Origin of the sequence: Clostridium ljungdahlii DSM 13528 (assembly GCF_000143685.1) — a bacterium.
Classification (GTDB): Bacteria; Bacillota; Clostridia; order Clostridiales; family Clostridiaceae; genus Clostridium_B; species Clostridium_B ljungdahlii.
In genome coordinates this window covers 1,692,456-1,708,029 of the sequence record NC_014328.1, presented here as the reverse complement: position 1 = coordinate 1,708,029, position 15,574 = coordinate 1,692,456, and the positions used below count along the sequence as shown (strand labels likewise).

General features: G+C 29.5%; 13 protein-coding genes and 2 pseudogenes. 1 reads left to right on the top strand and 14 read right to left on the bottom strand.

Annotated elements, in window-relative coordinates:
• Positions 1-193: 193 nt before the first annotated feature.
• From CLJU_RS07700 to CLJU_RS07665, 8 genes are all read right to left on the bottom strand, one after another.
• The gene (locus CLJU_RS07700; protein WP_013238232.1) at positions 194-1,153 is read right to left on the bottom strand and encodes a DUF4367 domain-containing protein; all 960 of its coding nucleotides are present in this window, start codon (positions 1,151-1,153) and stop codon (positions 194-196) included.
• Positions 1,154-1,155: 2 nt separating this feature from the next.
• Positions 1,156-1,701: a sigma-70 family RNA polymerase sigma factor gene (locus CLJU_RS07695; protein WP_013238231.1), complete on the bottom strand. Its 546-nt coding sequence runs from the start codon at positions 1,699-1,701 to the stop codon at positions 1,156-1,158.
• A 192-nt stretch (positions 1,702-1,893) separates the two neighbouring features.
• A complete protein-coding gene (locus CLJU_RS07690) occupies positions 1,894-3,465 on the bottom strand; it encodes a serpin family protein (RefSeq protein WP_013238230.1) in 1,572 nt (523 codons plus the stop codon).
• Positions 3,466-3,797: 332 nt separating this feature from the next.
• Positions 3,798-4,778 (bottom strand): VanZ family protein, encoded by a 981-nt coding sequence (locus tag CLJU_RS07685; protein ID WP_013238229.1) that lies wholly within the window; start codon positions 4,776-4,778, stop codon positions 3,798-3,800.
• Between the two features lie 268 nt (positions 4,779-5,046).
• The gene (gene arsB / locus CLJU_RS07680; RefSeq protein ID WP_013238228.1) at positions 5,047-6,102 is read right to left on the bottom strand and encodes an ACR3 family arsenite efflux transporter; all 1,056 of its coding nucleotides are present in this window, start codon (positions 6,100-6,102) and stop codon (positions 5,047-5,049) included.
• Positions 6,103-6,185: 83 nt separating this feature from the next.
• Positions 6,186-7,931 (bottom strand): arsenical pump-driving ATPase, encoded by a 1,746-nt coding sequence (arsA, locus tag CLJU_RS07675; RefSeq protein WP_013238227.1) that lies wholly within the window; start codon positions 7,929-7,931, stop codon positions 6,186-6,188.
• A 21-nt stretch (positions 7,932-7,952) separates the two neighbouring features.
• Positions 7,953-8,330: an arsenite efflux transporter metallochaperone ArsD gene (arsD, locus tag CLJU_RS07670; RefSeq protein WP_013238226.1), complete on the bottom strand. Its 378-nt coding sequence runs from the start codon at positions 8,328-8,330 to the stop codon at positions 7,953-7,955.
• 31 nt (positions 8,331-8,361) lie between these two features.
• Positions 8,362-8,688: an ArsR/SmtB family transcription factor gene (locus CLJU_RS07665; protein ID WP_013238225.1), complete on the bottom strand. Its 327-nt coding sequence runs from the start codon at positions 8,686-8,688 to the stop codon at positions 8,362-8,364.
• Positions 8,689-9,054: 366 nt separating this feature from the next.
• On the opposite strand from CLJU_RS07665, the gene CLJU_RS07660 reads away from it, so the two are divergent.
• Positions 9,055-9,513 (top strand): C-GCAxxG-C-C family protein, encoded by a 459-nt coding sequence (locus CLJU_RS07660; RefSeq protein ID WP_013238224.1) that lies wholly within the window; start codon positions 9,055-9,057, stop codon positions 9,511-9,513.
• 185 nt (positions 9,514-9,698) lie between these two features.
• Here CLJU_RS07660 and CLJU_RS21590 read toward each other — a convergent pair.
• The 6 genes and pseudogenes from CLJU_RS21590 to CLJU_RS07635 form a co-directional block, all read right to left on the bottom strand.
• Positions 9,699-9,860, bottom strand: a pseudogene (locus CLJU_RS21590) (N-acetyltransferase family protein); the annotation flags it as partial.
• 13 nt (positions 9,861-9,873) lie between these two features.
• On the bottom strand, positions 9,874-10,530 hold the full coding sequence (locus tag CLJU_RS07655) for a pentapeptide repeat-containing protein (protein ID WP_013238223.1): 657 nt from the start codon (positions 10,528-10,530) through the stop codon (positions 9,874-9,876).
• Positions 10,531-10,752: 222 nt separating this feature from the next.
• A complete protein-coding gene (locus CLJU_RS07650) occupies positions 10,753-11,871 on the bottom strand; it encodes a Ger(x)C family spore germination protein (RefSeq protein ID WP_013238222.1) in 1,119 nt (372 codons plus the stop codon).
• The gene (locus CLJU_RS07645) at positions 11,865-12,944 is read right to left on the bottom strand and encodes a GerAB/ArcD/ProY family transporter (protein ID WP_013238221.1); all 1,080 of its coding nucleotides are present in this window, start codon (positions 12,942-12,944) and stop codon (positions 11,865-11,867) included. The genes CLJU_RS07650 and CLJU_RS07645 overlap by 7 nt, the downstream gene beginning before the upstream one ends.
• Positions 12,945-14,402 (bottom strand): spore germination protein, encoded by a 1,458-nt coding sequence (locus CLJU_RS07640; protein ID WP_013238220.1) that lies wholly within the window; start codon positions 14,400-14,402, stop codon positions 12,945-12,947.
• Positions 14,403-14,885: 483 nt separating this feature from the next.
• Positions 14,886-15,410: pseudogene (locus CLJU_RS07635) on the bottom strand (AIR carboxylase family protein); the annotation flags it as partial.
• Between the last annotated feature and the right edge of the window lie 164 nt (positions 15,411-15,574).

The window sequence follows — 15,574 nt, the reverse complement described above, 5'->3', positions numbered from 1 at the left end:
TAATTAATTTAAAAATTGATTTTTATCATCCTATTAAAAAATATTATAAGCATAATACTAAACTACTTCAGTATTATGCTTATTCTTATCAAGTGATTCTTAGGTTCAGATGGAGTTTGTTTCTAAGGATGATTTTCTCCATCTGAACTTTATTAACGGTATTCTTAGTGCCTTTAGTACTCAATCATCTTGTTTATTTAATAGAATCTGCAATTTTTATTAATTCAGTTTTCCCAAATACTCCTCTGCCTGATAAATTATAAAGTACCCCACTATTCTCCCAGTCCATACTTTTATTATCAGACAATATTGCATCTTTTCCATTAACTTTTACTTTTTCAATTTTTCCATCTGTCCCATCTTCATATTTAGTTTCTTTGCAAGCAAATCTTTGCTGCATTTGAATATACTTTCCTGTTTTTGCATTAGTAAAATATAAATCAATATATTTATTATTTACGCTTCCATCGTTATCTTTATAAAATTCTGCCCTATCAAATTTATAACCTTCTGGTAAATAGGAAGGCAGCTTGACATTAAAACAAGTATATTTATTTAAACTGCTAGAATTTTTAACTATTAGCATATTTTTCTCAATTTTTTCATCTTCAGCTTTTGCCTCACTTACTGTTACTATCTTTCCATTTAAAATTGTAGCAATTTCTTCACCTGATTTTGTATACAATTTTCCAGTATTTTTTGTAACTACTGTTACAGGATTTTTATTTTTATCAAAGATTTTGCCTTTTAAATCGGTTGGAATTGCCACTTGCGAAGGTTCTTGCATTTGTTCTGCTGTTATATGACCAAGAGATATTCTATTTATTACTTTTTCTGCTAAACCTTTAGCAAAAGAAGTCTGGGTAAACACACCACCTACTACTAAAAATACTGCTGCTGCAGCAGCTGTCTTTTTTATTCTATTTGATTTTTTCATAATATTATCTCCTTTATGCTCATTTATATTTTTTAATGTTTTATTAAAAACAGCTTCTTTATTACTATTTTCACTGAAATCTTTATTTGCTAAAGTTTTACCGATTTCTAAAAGTTCATTGAATTCTTCACTGTTTGATTTATCAACATTTTGTATTCCATTAAGATAAGCATCCATATTCACAGAAAATTTATCCTCAATATTTTTTTTGTTCATATCTATACCTCTCTTTCCAATTCTTTTTTTAACTTTTTCATCGTCCTATAAAGTATTACCCCCACATTACTTTCTGTAATGCCAATAATTTCTGCAATTTCTTTATTTTTTAAATTTGCTCCAAATTTAAATGCTATAATATTTCGTTCTTTTATATTTAAAATATTTAGCGCTTTTAAAAGTTCATCATTAGTCTCTGATTTTACAAATACATCTTCCGGATTCTTTTCCGTGGATATTACCTTTTGCAATTTATCCATAGAAAACACTTTATGCTTTTTTAATTTTCTAAAATAATCATTTATCACGTTTCTTGCTATAGCAAAAATCCATACTTCAAAAGGAGATTTATCTTCACTATACGTGTTAATTTTAATCATTGCTTTTTCAAATATCTCACTTGCCAAGTCTTCTGCTTCTTCATTACAATTAATCCGGTAATATATATAGTTGTAAATTCTCTTATAGTAGGTTTCAAAAATATAAGTAAAATCTTTATCTCTAGATTTTTTTTCATCTAAAGCATTAATTAATGTAGTTTGTTCCATATATTTTAAAACCACCCCTTTCTCTGATTTTTTTACCTAGCTAAGTAATTCATCATATGTTAATACGTATAAACCCTAATTTCATTACACAAATTTAAAAAAATTTCTAAAACAACTTGTAATGTATAAGTTGTCTACGAAAAAAAAGCAAGCTCTTTCGAACTTACTTCTTTTATATATTATATATTTTAACTATTTTTGTGGATTTTCAACTTTTCCCATAAATACTATTACTCCTGTGTTACAATCTCTTATTGCAAAAACAAAAGGCCTGTCAATAGTAAAATCAACATTCTTGTATTCTGGCGGCATTGATGATCCAGTCATTTCTAAAGCAGTTACTGCTGCTGCTGCTGTTCCCTTTTCATCTACATTGATAGAAGTTTTATGTGTAATTTTACTTATAAATAGAGGCTTTTGCTGCGAAATTCCACTAAAATCAGCTTTATTTACATCAAAAGCTGTAACTATACCTAACTTCTTAAGTATATCAACCATGTTGTCTTCTTCATATTCCAGTTTGAATTTAGGTATTTTCATGGTAACTCTTGCATCATAGAAGTCATTCATCCATTTGTCCATATTGCTTTTACTAAAGCTTGATACAAAATTGTTTATATCTACTCCCTTATCTGGTAAAAACAAATCCATTTCTAACCCATCATAGTATGGAATTTTCACAGCTGCAAAATTATCTCCTTTTAAATAACTACTTACACGTGTATCTTCCATATTATCTACTTTTATTTTTTGACCGCTAGATAAATTAAATTCTTCTGGTTTTGTATTATCTTTAGGGAATTCATCTAACCAGGTTCCTTTAAAGTTTACAGAATTGATCAAAATAGCTGCATCGTCTGCATTAATATTATCTATTATCTTTTTTACTTGTCCATCTGTACTTTTATCTACCCAATTATTGATAATATCTACTGAATTATTATCTTTGAAGTCTAACGTGCTTACTTCTGAATTATAATATTTTCGTGAAGTATCAGCAAATTGCTTATTTAAAATTGTGTCTTTATCAACCCATATGGAATCCACTGTTTTTAGCTTTGTTGATTTGAAATTATTGTAATAATCCAATAAACTATAGTATTGTTCATTTATAGTTTTATCATCTGCATTACTTAACCCTATAGACTTTAATATTTCATTTTTTGTATCTCCTGCCGCTCCATTTTGTGTCTCAGCTAATATGGTTCCTATGCTTAACGGTGATATTATTATATTTTTATCCTTGTCCTTACTTGTCAATTGATTCATTAAATCAAATGCAAACTTATTATTTGATACACTTACCAAACTATCTTTACCTATATCTATTGTTTTAATACCATTAATTGTAAATTTCATAGTAATTGGCTGCTTAAGGTTACTTGCAGATGAATCTGTTTTAGTACAAAATTTCAAGTCTTTAGAAACATTCAAATAATAGGTTTCTCCTGTCTTATATCCATCCTCAGGAGGATATATTAAAATACTGTTACCATAGTTTGCTTCATCCATTCTCACATTAATTATCTTACCCGTTGAATCTGTTACAGTAATAGCCTTGTCCAAAGATGGCCAATCAACTAACAAACCCTGCTTAAAAGTTAATTTCCACACTTTTTCTGTACTAACATCCTTTTGTTCTGTCCATTGTTTTATATTTTCCGCTGCATCACTAGCTTTTACCTTTTGCATATAATATCCAGAGCCTGCGGATACAAGTATAATTGAAACTAAAACAGGTATAACTAGTTTCAATTTGAACATATAAAATCCCCCCCAATTAAAAACCAGTTCAAGTTATCAATCTTATATAAATAATATTAAATTACACCTACTATTATATCACTTCTAATTATACTGTCATCCAATTATCTGCTCCTTTTAATTGTCGCATAAATTCTTTATACTAAGTACCTACTGCATTTGATAATTTATAATAAGTATAATTTTGCAAATCAATGAAGAATCCTTACGCTAGCTCATTTCATAGTTGTTAAATATAGTAAAACCATTTTCATTTTTAAAGTTCTCTTTTTTAATCCCCCTTTTATTTTTTAGAACTCTATTATTTAAGAGACATTATATACAAAAAAGGTTCAAAATTTTTGCTGTTCCCTAGATTCATCGAGAATACTAATTACATTTGCAATAAATTTTCCTTTATCATATTTTCCCCATACAGATATTTTTGTACCAGAGGATAACTTACTTATATTCTCAGTAGGAATTTTACTGTAGGTAACAGTTAAACTATATCCTTTTAAAAATTTTTTCTTTAAAACACCTTTTTCCAAATAAACCTTAGTAGATTTATCTAACATTACTTGAACGTTCTCTTCATTAGCATTTTTAGTATCATTAGAACTTACTGCAGTACTTTCGTTCTTATTATTTCTAATAATTTTGTCTACAGTAATTAGATCTCTTCTACTATTCACCAATTTTCCAAATATATCAGCCTTACCTTTTGGAACATTTTCCCCACCAATAACTTGTTCATGCAATTTACTAATTCCTAAGTATGTCCCAAATTGATCTACAGCAACAATACCTCCACCAATAAAGAATATAAAGGTCATTATTATTATGCTCACATAAAAAGTATTTCTTTTTGGTATCAGCTTATTGATGTATTTATATAAAACATATCCTATAATTCCTCCTGTAGTATTTAAAATAATATCATCAATATCACTACTTCCAACACCTAAAATATACTGAGAAATTTCAAAAAATAAGCTAAAACAAGCTGTAGATATTAATACATTACTAAACTTTGAATATTTTTCATTTAAAGAAGGTATAAAATAACCGAATGGTATAAATATTATTATATTGCCAAAAGTATTAGATACGGCACTCATATATCCCATTGTCCTACTATTAATAAGATCTCGAATAACTGTTTTAAATGGAATTAAATTAATTGACCTCATTTTTCCATAACTCCCACTGAATAATTGACTTATTGAAAAATATCTAAATATTAAAACTTTAAACAAAGCAGCAATATATGCTATAAATAAAATTCCTATTACTACTTTTAACAACCTGGTTTTATCAAATTTAATCTTCATCTTTCTTCTCCTTTTATTTTAAAATATCAAATTTTGTTTTTCTTAAATACTTTTTGATACAGCATCCTTCAACATATAAGACACATGTTGCACCTAAAAGGTTCAATTTGCAAATTTTTTAGTTAAGCTAAATACTCAATTCAAAAGGGTTAGTTTAATATGTATTAAACTAACCCTTTTGAACTATGTTTATCTATGAAATTCTATTTTTTCTTATTTATACTCTTAAATTTTTTAAATCTTTTAAACACTAATGTATTAAACATATTTACTTTTCCTGTTTTAAACCAAAATACTTTCTTCCCCACAATAAAGCTACATTAACAAGTCCAATCATAACAGGTACTTCAATTAATGGCCCTATAACAGCAGTAAAAGCTTCCTGAGACTGAATGCCAAAAACTGCTACTGCTACTGCAATTGCCAGTTCAAAATTATTGCTTGCAGCTGTAAATGACAAACTAACTGTTTTATGATAGTCTATTTTTGATTTATAACTTATAAAGAAAGATGCAGAGAACATGATTATGAAGTATATAATTAGAGGGACAGCAATTCTTACAACATCCATTGGAAGCTCAATAATGTATTTTCCTTTAAACATGAACATTATAACTATAGTAAATAATAATGCTATTAGTGCTAAAGGACTTATCTTAGGCACAAAAGTTTTAGTATACCATTCTGTCCCTTTCTTAGGTTCCAAAAGTAGTCTTGTAAGCATACCTCCAATAAAGGGAATACCTAAATAAATTGCCACGGAAGAAGCTACTTCACCCATAGATACGTGAACCTGCATACCTTGTAATCCTATTGCCTTTGGCAGCACAGTAATAAATACATAAGCAAATATTGAATAAAATACTACCTGAAATATAGAGTTAAATGCAACTAGTGCAGCAGCATATTCGCTGTCACCATCTGCAAGACTGTTCCATACAATAACCATAGCAATACATCTTGCAAGTCCTATTAGAATTAGTCCTACCATGAAATGCGGATAATTTCTAAGAAATATAACTGCTAGAGTAAACATTAAAATAGGTCCTATAATCCAGTTTTGAACTAATGAAAGAGTTAACACTTTTGGATTACGAAAAACCTTTCCAATTTCCTTATAGTTAACTTTAGCAAGTGGTGGATACATCATAATTATAAGACCTATAGCTATAGGAATAGATGTTGTTCCAACTGATAAATTTGACAGTGTACTAGATAAACCAGGCAAAGCCCATCCTAAAAATATTCCCAGGGCCATTGCTATAAAAATCCACAATGTTAAATAACGATCAAGCAATGATAATCTTGATGATTGATTACTCATAATAATTCCTCCTAAATTTCCCCAATTATTAATATCCTTTAATATCTCATTGAGAATGTATATCTTTTTATCAAACTTAGTCTTTATTTAATCAGATCTAACAACTTATCACCTTTCACTTCTTCTGGTTTCCATTCGATAACCGCAAAATTTCCTTTAGAAATTTCACTTACTTTATTTATCCAGGATATCTCACTGTTTGCTTTTACTTTAAGGATATCATTAGTAGTATTAGTAGCAAACAGGCTTGAATTTATAATCCACCATTTACTACTAATTCCTGCTCTCTTTAAATCTTTCTCTAATCTCACAGCTTCATATACAGGTGTAGCTTCAGCTAAAGTTACAATGATGACTTCTGTTTCATCGGCATTTCTAAGCTTTGGTAAAAGTTTTTTAACTGACTTTGGTATGTCACCTTGTGATCTTTTTATCTCTCTATTATAGTTTTGGGTAGAATCCAGTAATAGTAATGTATGACCTGTTGGTGCAGTATCAATAACTACTATTTCTTCTTCAGATTTTTCAACTATTTCTGCAAAAGCTCTAAATACAGCTATTTCCTGAGTGCATGGAGACCTTAAATCCTCTTCTACATAAGCTATATCTTCTTCACCCATAGTTTCTCTAGCTTTACTCAAAACTTCTTCTTTATACTTTTCTAGTTCCTTCTTTTCATCAACATGACTTAAATTGATACCAAAGCTGGCGTCTAAAACAAACTTTAGATGTGCTGCTGGATCTGTAGTAGTTAAATGTACCTTTTTACCTTTTCTAGCAATTCCTAAAGCAATAGCTGCTGCCACAGTAGTTTTACCAACACCGCCTTTTCCCATTGCGAAAATTACTTTTTTATCCCTATTGTATAAATCATCAATAACATCCTTTAATTTAGATATCTTTTTATCATTTAAAGTTTCATTACTATATTCAATATTATCTTCCTTTAAAAAAGCTCTTACATTTTCAAGTCCTGTTACATTATAAGGTCTTAGTGGAATCGCATAGGTCTCTAGTTTTTTTAGATATTCTGATATATACTTTAAAGCACTTTGCTGCTTTTCATAAATTGCATTTGAAAGACCGTCATCATGGTTTTTTAGAACTCCATTTATAATCAATGTCTGATTATTTATTCCTATATCCCGTAATTCCTTAGATGCTCTTTCTGCTTCCTTTAAAGGTGTATTTTGAGGCCTCGATACAAGTATAAGGGTAGTTTTTTTCCCATTTGCTAAAGTTTTTACAGCATTTTTATATACTTCCTTTTTGCTTTCAAGTCCTGCTAATTGTCCAAGACAAGATGCTCCATGGGTGTTTTCACTTATAAAATTGCTCCAGGCTGACGGCAACTGCAGCATTCGCAGTGTATGACCTGTTGGTGCAGTATCAAATATAATATGATCAAATTCTTTTTGTATTTTTTCATCAGTTATAAAATTAGAAAATTCATTAAAGGCTGCAATTTCTACAGTACAGGAACCTGATAGCTGCTCTTCCATATTTTTTATTACTGTATCTGGAAGTTTTCCTCTATAGGGTGAAATAACACTTTCTCTATATTCTTTAGCAGCATCTTCTGGATTAAAATTTGCTACAACTAAATTTGGTACTTTCTTAATAACAGTTCCTTTGTTATTTAAATCTGTGTTAAATACATCCTGCAGATTTGAAGCTGGATCTGTACTTACAAGCATGATTTTTTTACCTTGATCTGCTAAGCTAACTGCAACTGCACTTGCTGCTGACGTCTTTCCCACGCCGCCTTTTCCTGTAAAAAATATATATTTGGTTAAATGTATATCATTCAAGTTAAAAGCCCTTATCATGGGTTAATCCCTTCCTTCTTTCTAGCAGCAGCCTTTATGGTTGCAGCCACAACTTTTAGTAGGTTTTTTTATTGTTACATTAGATATTTCTTTCTTAGACAGTCCTGACCATTCCGCAAATTCCTCATTTGTTGGGTATTCCTTAATTTTTTTAACTTCGCCATCAACAAGGGTTATTGGAAGTATATCAGCACCCTTTGAGTTTAAATATTCATTGATTTTCTTGTTGTCTATAAATGCCTGCGGCTCACTGGAAAGATTATGCCTTACTACATTAGCACCTTTTTTAACCATGTTATTTATAACTGTTGCAACTCTTAAAAGTTCTTTATTTATGCTTGGTCCGCAAACACCTGTTGAGCAGCACATAGCTGGATCAAAAATCTCTATTTTACTCATTTATATCGCTCCCTATAATTTAATCTCATTATTATTTACAGCAATTAAGTTTATTTTTTCCTTTACAAATACAATCATCTGTATCAGTGATGATATTCATTAAAAATAACATTAATCTGTTTGCATTATTGTTATTCAAACTGTAATGACTCCATAAACCTTCTTTTCTAGATTCTACAAGTCCACATTCCATCAAAACTTTCATATGGTGAGATAAAGTAGGCTGTGTAAACTCAAAATATTCTAGTATGTCACAAGCACATTTTTCACCGCAGGATAATATGTCAAGAATTTTTAATCTGCTGGGATCTGATAATGCCTTAAATATCTTAGCATTAATTTCATAACTTTTATCCATAGTATCACCTCGTGTATATACAATTATCTATATATAATATAAACTATAATCTATATATAGTCAATAAAATATAGTGATATTAATTGGAGTTATCATTTATATATAAATAATAATCTATACATATATTTTATGTATTTAACTTTAAAGTGTTCCAATCAGTTTTTTAAATATGTTTTATTTATTGTAGTATATTAAAATTATCTTATAACATTTGCTTATACAAAAGTGCCCTTTTATTAATATAAGTAATAATTATTGCAAGATAAATTTATTGAATTTAATATGTGATTGAGGGGAATTATATCAAACTGCTTAAAATTATATGGCAGCTTTAATATTATAAAAACACTATAGGAGGAAATTACATTGAATAATATTATTGACTTACATAAAGTAAGAACTATGGCAGAAAATTACTACCGCAATGGGGATTTTTATTGTTCTGAATCAATCGTAAAAACAATTAAGGATGAATTTAACCTGCCAGTATCCGATGACATTATAAAAATGGCTTCTGGTTTTCCAGTAGGTATAGGTGGATCTGGATGTACATGTGGTGCAGTAACCGGTGGCATTATGGCAATAGGTTTATTCTTTGGAAGATGCGAACCCAAAGATGAAAGGGTTAATAAAGCTATGGCTTTATCTAAAGAACTGCATGATATTTTTAAAGATAAACATAAATGCTTATGCTGCAGAGTTTTAACAAAAGATATGACCCTTAGTTCTGAAGAACATATGAAACAATGCATTTACTTTACAGGAGAGGTTGCAGAAGAATCAGCAAAAATAATAGCCAGAGAGTTAAACCTAAAGGTGAAATAATTAATCTGTTTAGCATGAAACTCCCAATGCCAATCTTGGGAGTTTTAATAATTTATCCGATGGCTACCAGCCGTAATACCCCATCGCACTCTATGAAAGCGACTATCATCAAATCAAAGATTTGGGATATCTGCTTTTCTTATAAAGTGGGGTATAACGGCTGCTACGCCCCTAGATAACAATTTCTAAGCATCAGGTGGAGTCAAAACTACATCGTACCATTTTCCATTACTCATCTTTCCTAGTCTTTCTCTTACACCTACTTCTCTAAAACCACATTTTTTATGTAGTGCTATGCTTGTTAAATTTTCTTTTATAATTCCAGATTGTAAAGTCCAAAATCCATTTTAAACAAAAACATTATTCCTTTAACACAACTCCAAGTATGCTAATAAGTGAAACAGCCTGAGTATATGAGATTATTGCACCACGAATATCTTCCACACCTGCAGCGATACCATCAATCCTACAGCTTGTAAAATCCATTCCTTTTAGTTTAGTATTGCAGAATTGCCCCTGCGTAATATCGGTATCTTTAAGCTCCAATTTAGAAAATTTACTCTCGTAAAAATCAACATATGGAAGCTGACAGTTACTGAAGATTGCCTGTTTGAAATCTGTAAATCTAAAACATGTATATTGTCCACTGCACTGATCAAACATAACATTTCTAAAAACCGCTTCCGTAAAATTACTTCCTGTGAGTTTACAGTTTATAAACTCTACTCTATGTATTGAAGCTTCACTCAAATTAACATTAGATAAGTCACAGTTTTCAAATCTTACATCTAAAAATTCTACCTGCTCAAATGATATATTTATAAACTTTACATTTCTGAATATTACTTCATTAAAGGATACTCTTCTTGCCTTAAAATTTTCCACCAAGCATTCATTCACCAATACAGATGAAATCGAATCATAATCAGATATTCCTTCTTGTAATAAATCAACTTCAGGTAAATTGTCTTTAATCTTTGGCTTTAGTACTTTAGTAACATTACTATTTTGAACCATTTTGTTTTTATCTCTCCCCTATAACTTACTCTAAAAATAAGTTTTTCATATCAGTAATTATGGATTACGCAAATCTTTATATTAATTATAAAGCACATTTTCACACATTACATTATAATATGATGTGTAATAATTTTGCTATAGAGATGGCATATCAAGCTTGTATATAAATGAATTATAGATAATCATTGGATATCTAAAAGCTGACAAAATGGATATAGTCTAATTTATAACACCATGACCTGAAATATTTAATTTTACATTAACATTAAACTTAACACTGGGATACACGTTTTTCCAGTTAACATTCTCAAAGTAAGAATTATATTTAGCGCGAATAATGTCACCTATTCCCAAAGGATCACTATGAACTTTTTGTGTATAGGTTAAAACTTGCTCACAACTTTTTTTTATCTCCGTTTCTAATGTTTTTTCAATATTTTTCTGTGCTTCCAAATCTGGAATAGAATTCCAATGCATTTCATTCAACGAACCATCAAAGTTTAAAGCAATATCTGCTATTGGTATATTGTTCTCCAAATAAACATTAACTTTTCTTTTAACTTTTCTAATACCAATGGCACATCCCCTTTTCCCATTATTATATCCTGGATTTTCAAAATGTTTACTTACATATACAGATTTTTTTGCTTTTCCCATCATCGATAATAATAATAAAGTTTGATTTGTATCTATTTTGCCAACCATTTTATCTTCAGAAAAAAGTGCTGACCCAGTTACTTCAATACCTTTTCCCTTATCATACTGCAATTTTATTATTGGAGTAATTGGATCTATGCCTGGTGAAAAAAATGTTGTAGTGAATCTATGTATCTGAGTATCAGGTACATAAGATTGTTCTACATTATCCTCAATTAATTGATGTATATAAAATGCTGGACGGGGCTTATCTCCAAAACTTTGAGCTTTTTCCATCAAATTTCTTGGACTTCCTTCCACAACTACAACGTATGCTATTATAGAGGTAGTTGGATCTCTTTCAAAAATTTCCAATAAATTATTTATGCCCTTTGCAGCTATGGAATCTGATATTAAAACTTGCTGTACTTTTCCCGCTTCCAACATCTTAGACGAAATTTTTCTTGCATCTTCTCTAAATTCTCTTAATAAATTTTCCTTACTACCATATATAACTTCAACCTTCTCTTTTGATTTTGGCTCTACAACTGGATCTGTATAAGTAATCAGGAGATTATTATTAGAGGGCTCTATCCCAACCTGTAATATAAAACCTGTTCTCTCATAAATTGTTTGATCCCAACAACCTTCTAAAAATGTGGTAAATATTAAAATTATAGTAATTAGTCTTTTTTTCAACATTGCTCCCTCCCTTTTAAACATGAAATGAAAAAGGAAATTATTATAAATGCTATATTCATTATTCCCCATATAGCCATATAATTGATATATCTGCAAATCATCTGTATATCCCTAAGTGTTACTCCAATTATGAACATCATTATAAAAATTACTGCAATTAATAGTTTTTTTCTTTTTATTCTAAATATTTTTAAAACACAATAATAAGATGAAAAAAAATAATTTCTTACAGAAGATGCCATCATAGGGAACCAAATCAATATAAAAATCATATCAAATCTTTCTATAACGGGTACTCTTACTGCCTCCTCAATATTATAGATTGGGAATACAAGCATTTTTAACTTCATTTCACCAAATATAAGTACTGAAACTACAACAATAATTAGATAAAATAGTGTAGTATATAAAACACCTTGTATAATATGCATTGTTATATGTTCTTTGTTAACTACATTTGGATAAAAAACTGAAGCAAGCTCAAATCCTAAAAAAGAATAAATTGTATAAGGAAGACTTTTTATTATTAAGTTAAAATCTGACTTAGCAATAGGCATTATATAAGTAATTCTAATATCTTTAATAATCATTGCAAATGTAAAAATTATTACTATATGAGATAAATACAGTAGTGTAGTAAATCTACATATTACCTTTAATCCTTTAGCAGTAAGATAAGTTGTAGGTAAAGCAATCAAAAATGATATAACAATTTTGGGAGTTTCCCTTAAGACTAAAACACTTACTATTCCAGTAAGTAACCTTATGTTGAGAGCTGCAAAAGCAAATGTATAGCAAATAAATATAAAGTTCAGAATTACTCCCAAACTCTTGCCATATAATTTTATATTTATCTCCAAAATTGAATTATTTTTATATCTTTTTAAAAGCGCTAACTCAAAGAGTGAAGATAACAATACTAAAACTCCTGTTAAAATAACAGCTATCCAACCATCATGACCAACTTTTTTTGCAAGAACAGAGGGCAATGTCATAATGCCTAAGCCAATTTGAGACGATAATGCAAATGTCCTTAATTGTTTAGAAGTGATCTGATGCCTTTTATCATCCAACTATTTACCACCCCTTTTCTTTTTGAGTGGCTTTGATATATGCGGCATTATCTTCATAAAATCTAAAGGTGCTCTAATTATAGTGTCCTTAATATTCTTTTTTTTGAAAGGAATTATAGGCATTAAATAGGGCTGCCCCAATGATTCCAATGATAATAGGTGTGCTATTACTAAAACCGTAGATATTAATACTCCTATGATTCCAAAAAAAGATGCTAAAATTAAAAACATAAATCTTATCAATCTTAATGCTGACCCAAAGTCATAAACTGGATTTACATAAGATGCTATAGCAGTAACTGCAACTATTATAATAAATAAGCTGCTGACTATTCCGGCATTAACAGCTGCCTGCCCAATTATAATACCACCTGTTACAGCTATGGTAGTAGAAATATAGGTAGGCAACCTAATAGATGCTTCTCTAATTATTTCTATTGTAAATTCCATTATAAGCGCTTCAACAATAGGTGGAAAAGCTACTTGAGTTCTGGATATTGCCAAAGGTTCAAGCAGATTTATAGGTACTAAATAATATTGAAAGGATGTTATAGATATGTAAATGGAGGGCAAAATTACAGCAATAATCATTGAAAGCAGCCTTATCAACCTAAAAAAAGATCCAATCATCCACTTAGTACTATAATCATCTAATGCTTGAAAAAAGCTCCAAAAAGAAACTGGAACTATTAAAGCAAAGGGAGTGCCATCCATTAATATTGCAAATCTTCCTTCCAATAATGCAGCTATTACCTTATCTGGTCTCTCTGTAGGTAAATATTGTGGAAATGGCGAATTTGGTGAATCTGTAATATATTGTTCAATATATCCAATAGCCAATAGCCCATCCGTATGAATTTTGCTAATCTTAGTAAGCAATGTGTTTAGTAGTTCCGGATTTGCAATACCTTGAATATATCCGACAGTTACTCTCTGCTTTGTTCTACTTCCTACCTGAACAGTTTTAAACTTCAAATCATTGTCCTTGATTCCCCTTCTTATTAATGTAATATTTGTGTCAAGGTTTTCAATAAAACCTGTATGTGGGCCTCGCACATTCTTCTCACCCTCAGGTTCTTTTATACTTCTCTTTTCAACTTCCTTTAAATCGCATATGATTGCATAATTTAACTTATCCATCAAAAAAACTGTCTTTCCGTTTAGTACTGATGTAACAAGAATATTAATATCATAACCTAGAGAGGTATTAAACAAAGGCAAATAATCCAAAATTTCTTTATCAGATATATTATCAATGTCTATAGACAAAATAGGCTTTATAAAATCTCGCTGAATCAAATCAAAATTTATAAACCCCTTGAGATAAAAAAAACATCCTTTTATTCCGTTTTTTAGAATCAACTTTTTAGTTAATATATCTGGACAATCCTTGAACTTTTCACCTAGTTCATTTATATTGACATTTATATCTTCGGATAAAACTTTATTGGAATTCATCTTTTAAGTACCCCTTAGTAAATATAATAAATTCTGTAAGCTTATATCTATTATTTTTTATGAGTGCTATAATAAATATTTTTCAAAATAGAATTACATTTTTCACTTAACCTTCTATATTATTTTAGTATAGCTATTTTAATTCAAAATATGTAAAATAAACTTGCTTAAGTGCACTACTTCACATACTCATTGCTTTAGCAATTACAGTAAAAATGAAACTTAAAATTAGATATTAACTGGATTAATAAAATATCTCATAAACAGATTGTTGCTTAGAAATGAAGAAAGCGTAACTACCAGAAGTATAATCTCTAATTGATCTTTCCTGTGTGGGAAGGAATGGATATAGATTTGTGTAGAAATCAAATCTATATCCATTATTTTTGTTCTCCATAACTGAGAACTGTGTAATTATTCCATTCTTTTAATGTATCAAATTGAGAGGCATTATTCCTTTAACACAACTCCTTATAACTTATTAATTATATTTGCCCCTCTAATAACATCCAATCTTGCAAAAAGTCTATGTATTCCTACAACCCCTACATCAATCACTTTTTCAACTCTATTTCCTAGTATCTTTGCAGTTTCATACGCCTCTTCTACTACTGGCAAGTCAGAAGTTCCTGCCGAAACAATAGCTATATAACTATCTGTAATGACTTGTTCTTTTTTTCTGATAGTTATTGTTTTTCCAAGCTTATTGTACTCTGCCTCAATGCATATCTCCCTTACCGCATTATACATTTCTTCATTTGCTCTAGTACCTAATATATTAATATTTTTTGTAAGCATAAATTTGACGATATATCTAACTTGATCTACTGTCTTTCCAGCACAATATATTACTTCCGGATAACCAACTCTAATTTCTCTATGATTATCTATTTTTGCAAAACCCAAATCCTTAAAAGGTAAATCTTCTAATTTTTCAAGAGCTTCTTCTACATTTATTCTATTCTCTTTAACACTTTTCAATAAAATTTTAATTTCTTCTTTATCCACTATGACCTCTCCTTATATCAATTACATAATTATAATCTTGCTCTTTAGCAATATATAATATGATACTAAACACTGCAGTTTTGCAAATTATACTCTTAAGACATTTGAAATATAAATAAAATTTTATAGTGTATCTAGACCTCTAGCGCTTCGATGACTTTTAA

Coding starts and splice junctions, on each gene's coding strand:
- CLJU_RS07690 (WP_013238230.1), bottom strand. CDS start 3,465: ATGTTCAAATTGAAACTAGTTATACCTGTTTTAGTTTCAATTATACTT.
- CLJU_RS07650 (WP_013238222.1), bottom strand. CDS start 11,871: ATGTTGAAAAAAAGACTAATTACTATAATTTTAATATTTACCACATTT.
- arsB (WP_013238228.1), bottom strand. CDS start 6,102: ATGAGTAATCAATCATCAAGATTATCATTGCTTGATCGTTATTTAACA.
- CLJU_RS07665 (WP_013238225.1), bottom strand. CDS start 8,688: ATGGATAAAAGTTATGAAATTAATGCTAAGATATTTAAGGCATTATCA.
- arsA (WP_013238227.1), bottom strand. CDS start 7,931: ATGATAAGGGCTTTTAACTTGAATGATATACATTTAACCAAATATATA.
- CLJU_RS07655 (WP_013238223.1), bottom strand. CDS start 10,530: ATGGTTCAAAATAGTAATGTTACTAAAGTACTAAAGCCAAAGATTAAA.
- CLJU_RS07685 (WP_013238229.1), bottom strand. CDS start 4,778: ATGAAGATTAAATTTGATAAAACCAGGTTGTTAAAAGTAGTAATAGGA.
- arsD (WP_013238226.1), bottom strand. CDS start 8,330: ATGAGTAAAATAGAGATTTTTGATCCAGCTATGTGCTGCTCAACAGGT.
- CLJU_RS07640 (WP_013238220.1), bottom strand. CDS start 14,402: ATGAATTCCAATAAAGTTTTATCCGAAGATATAAATGTCAATATAAAT.
- CLJU_RS07700 (WP_013238232.1), bottom strand. CDS start 1,153: ATGAACAAAAAAAATATTGAGGATAAATTTTCTGTGAATATGGATGCT.
- CLJU_RS07695 (WP_013238231.1), bottom strand. CDS start 1,701: ATGGAACAAACTACATTAATTAATGCTTTAGATGAAAAAAAATCTAGA.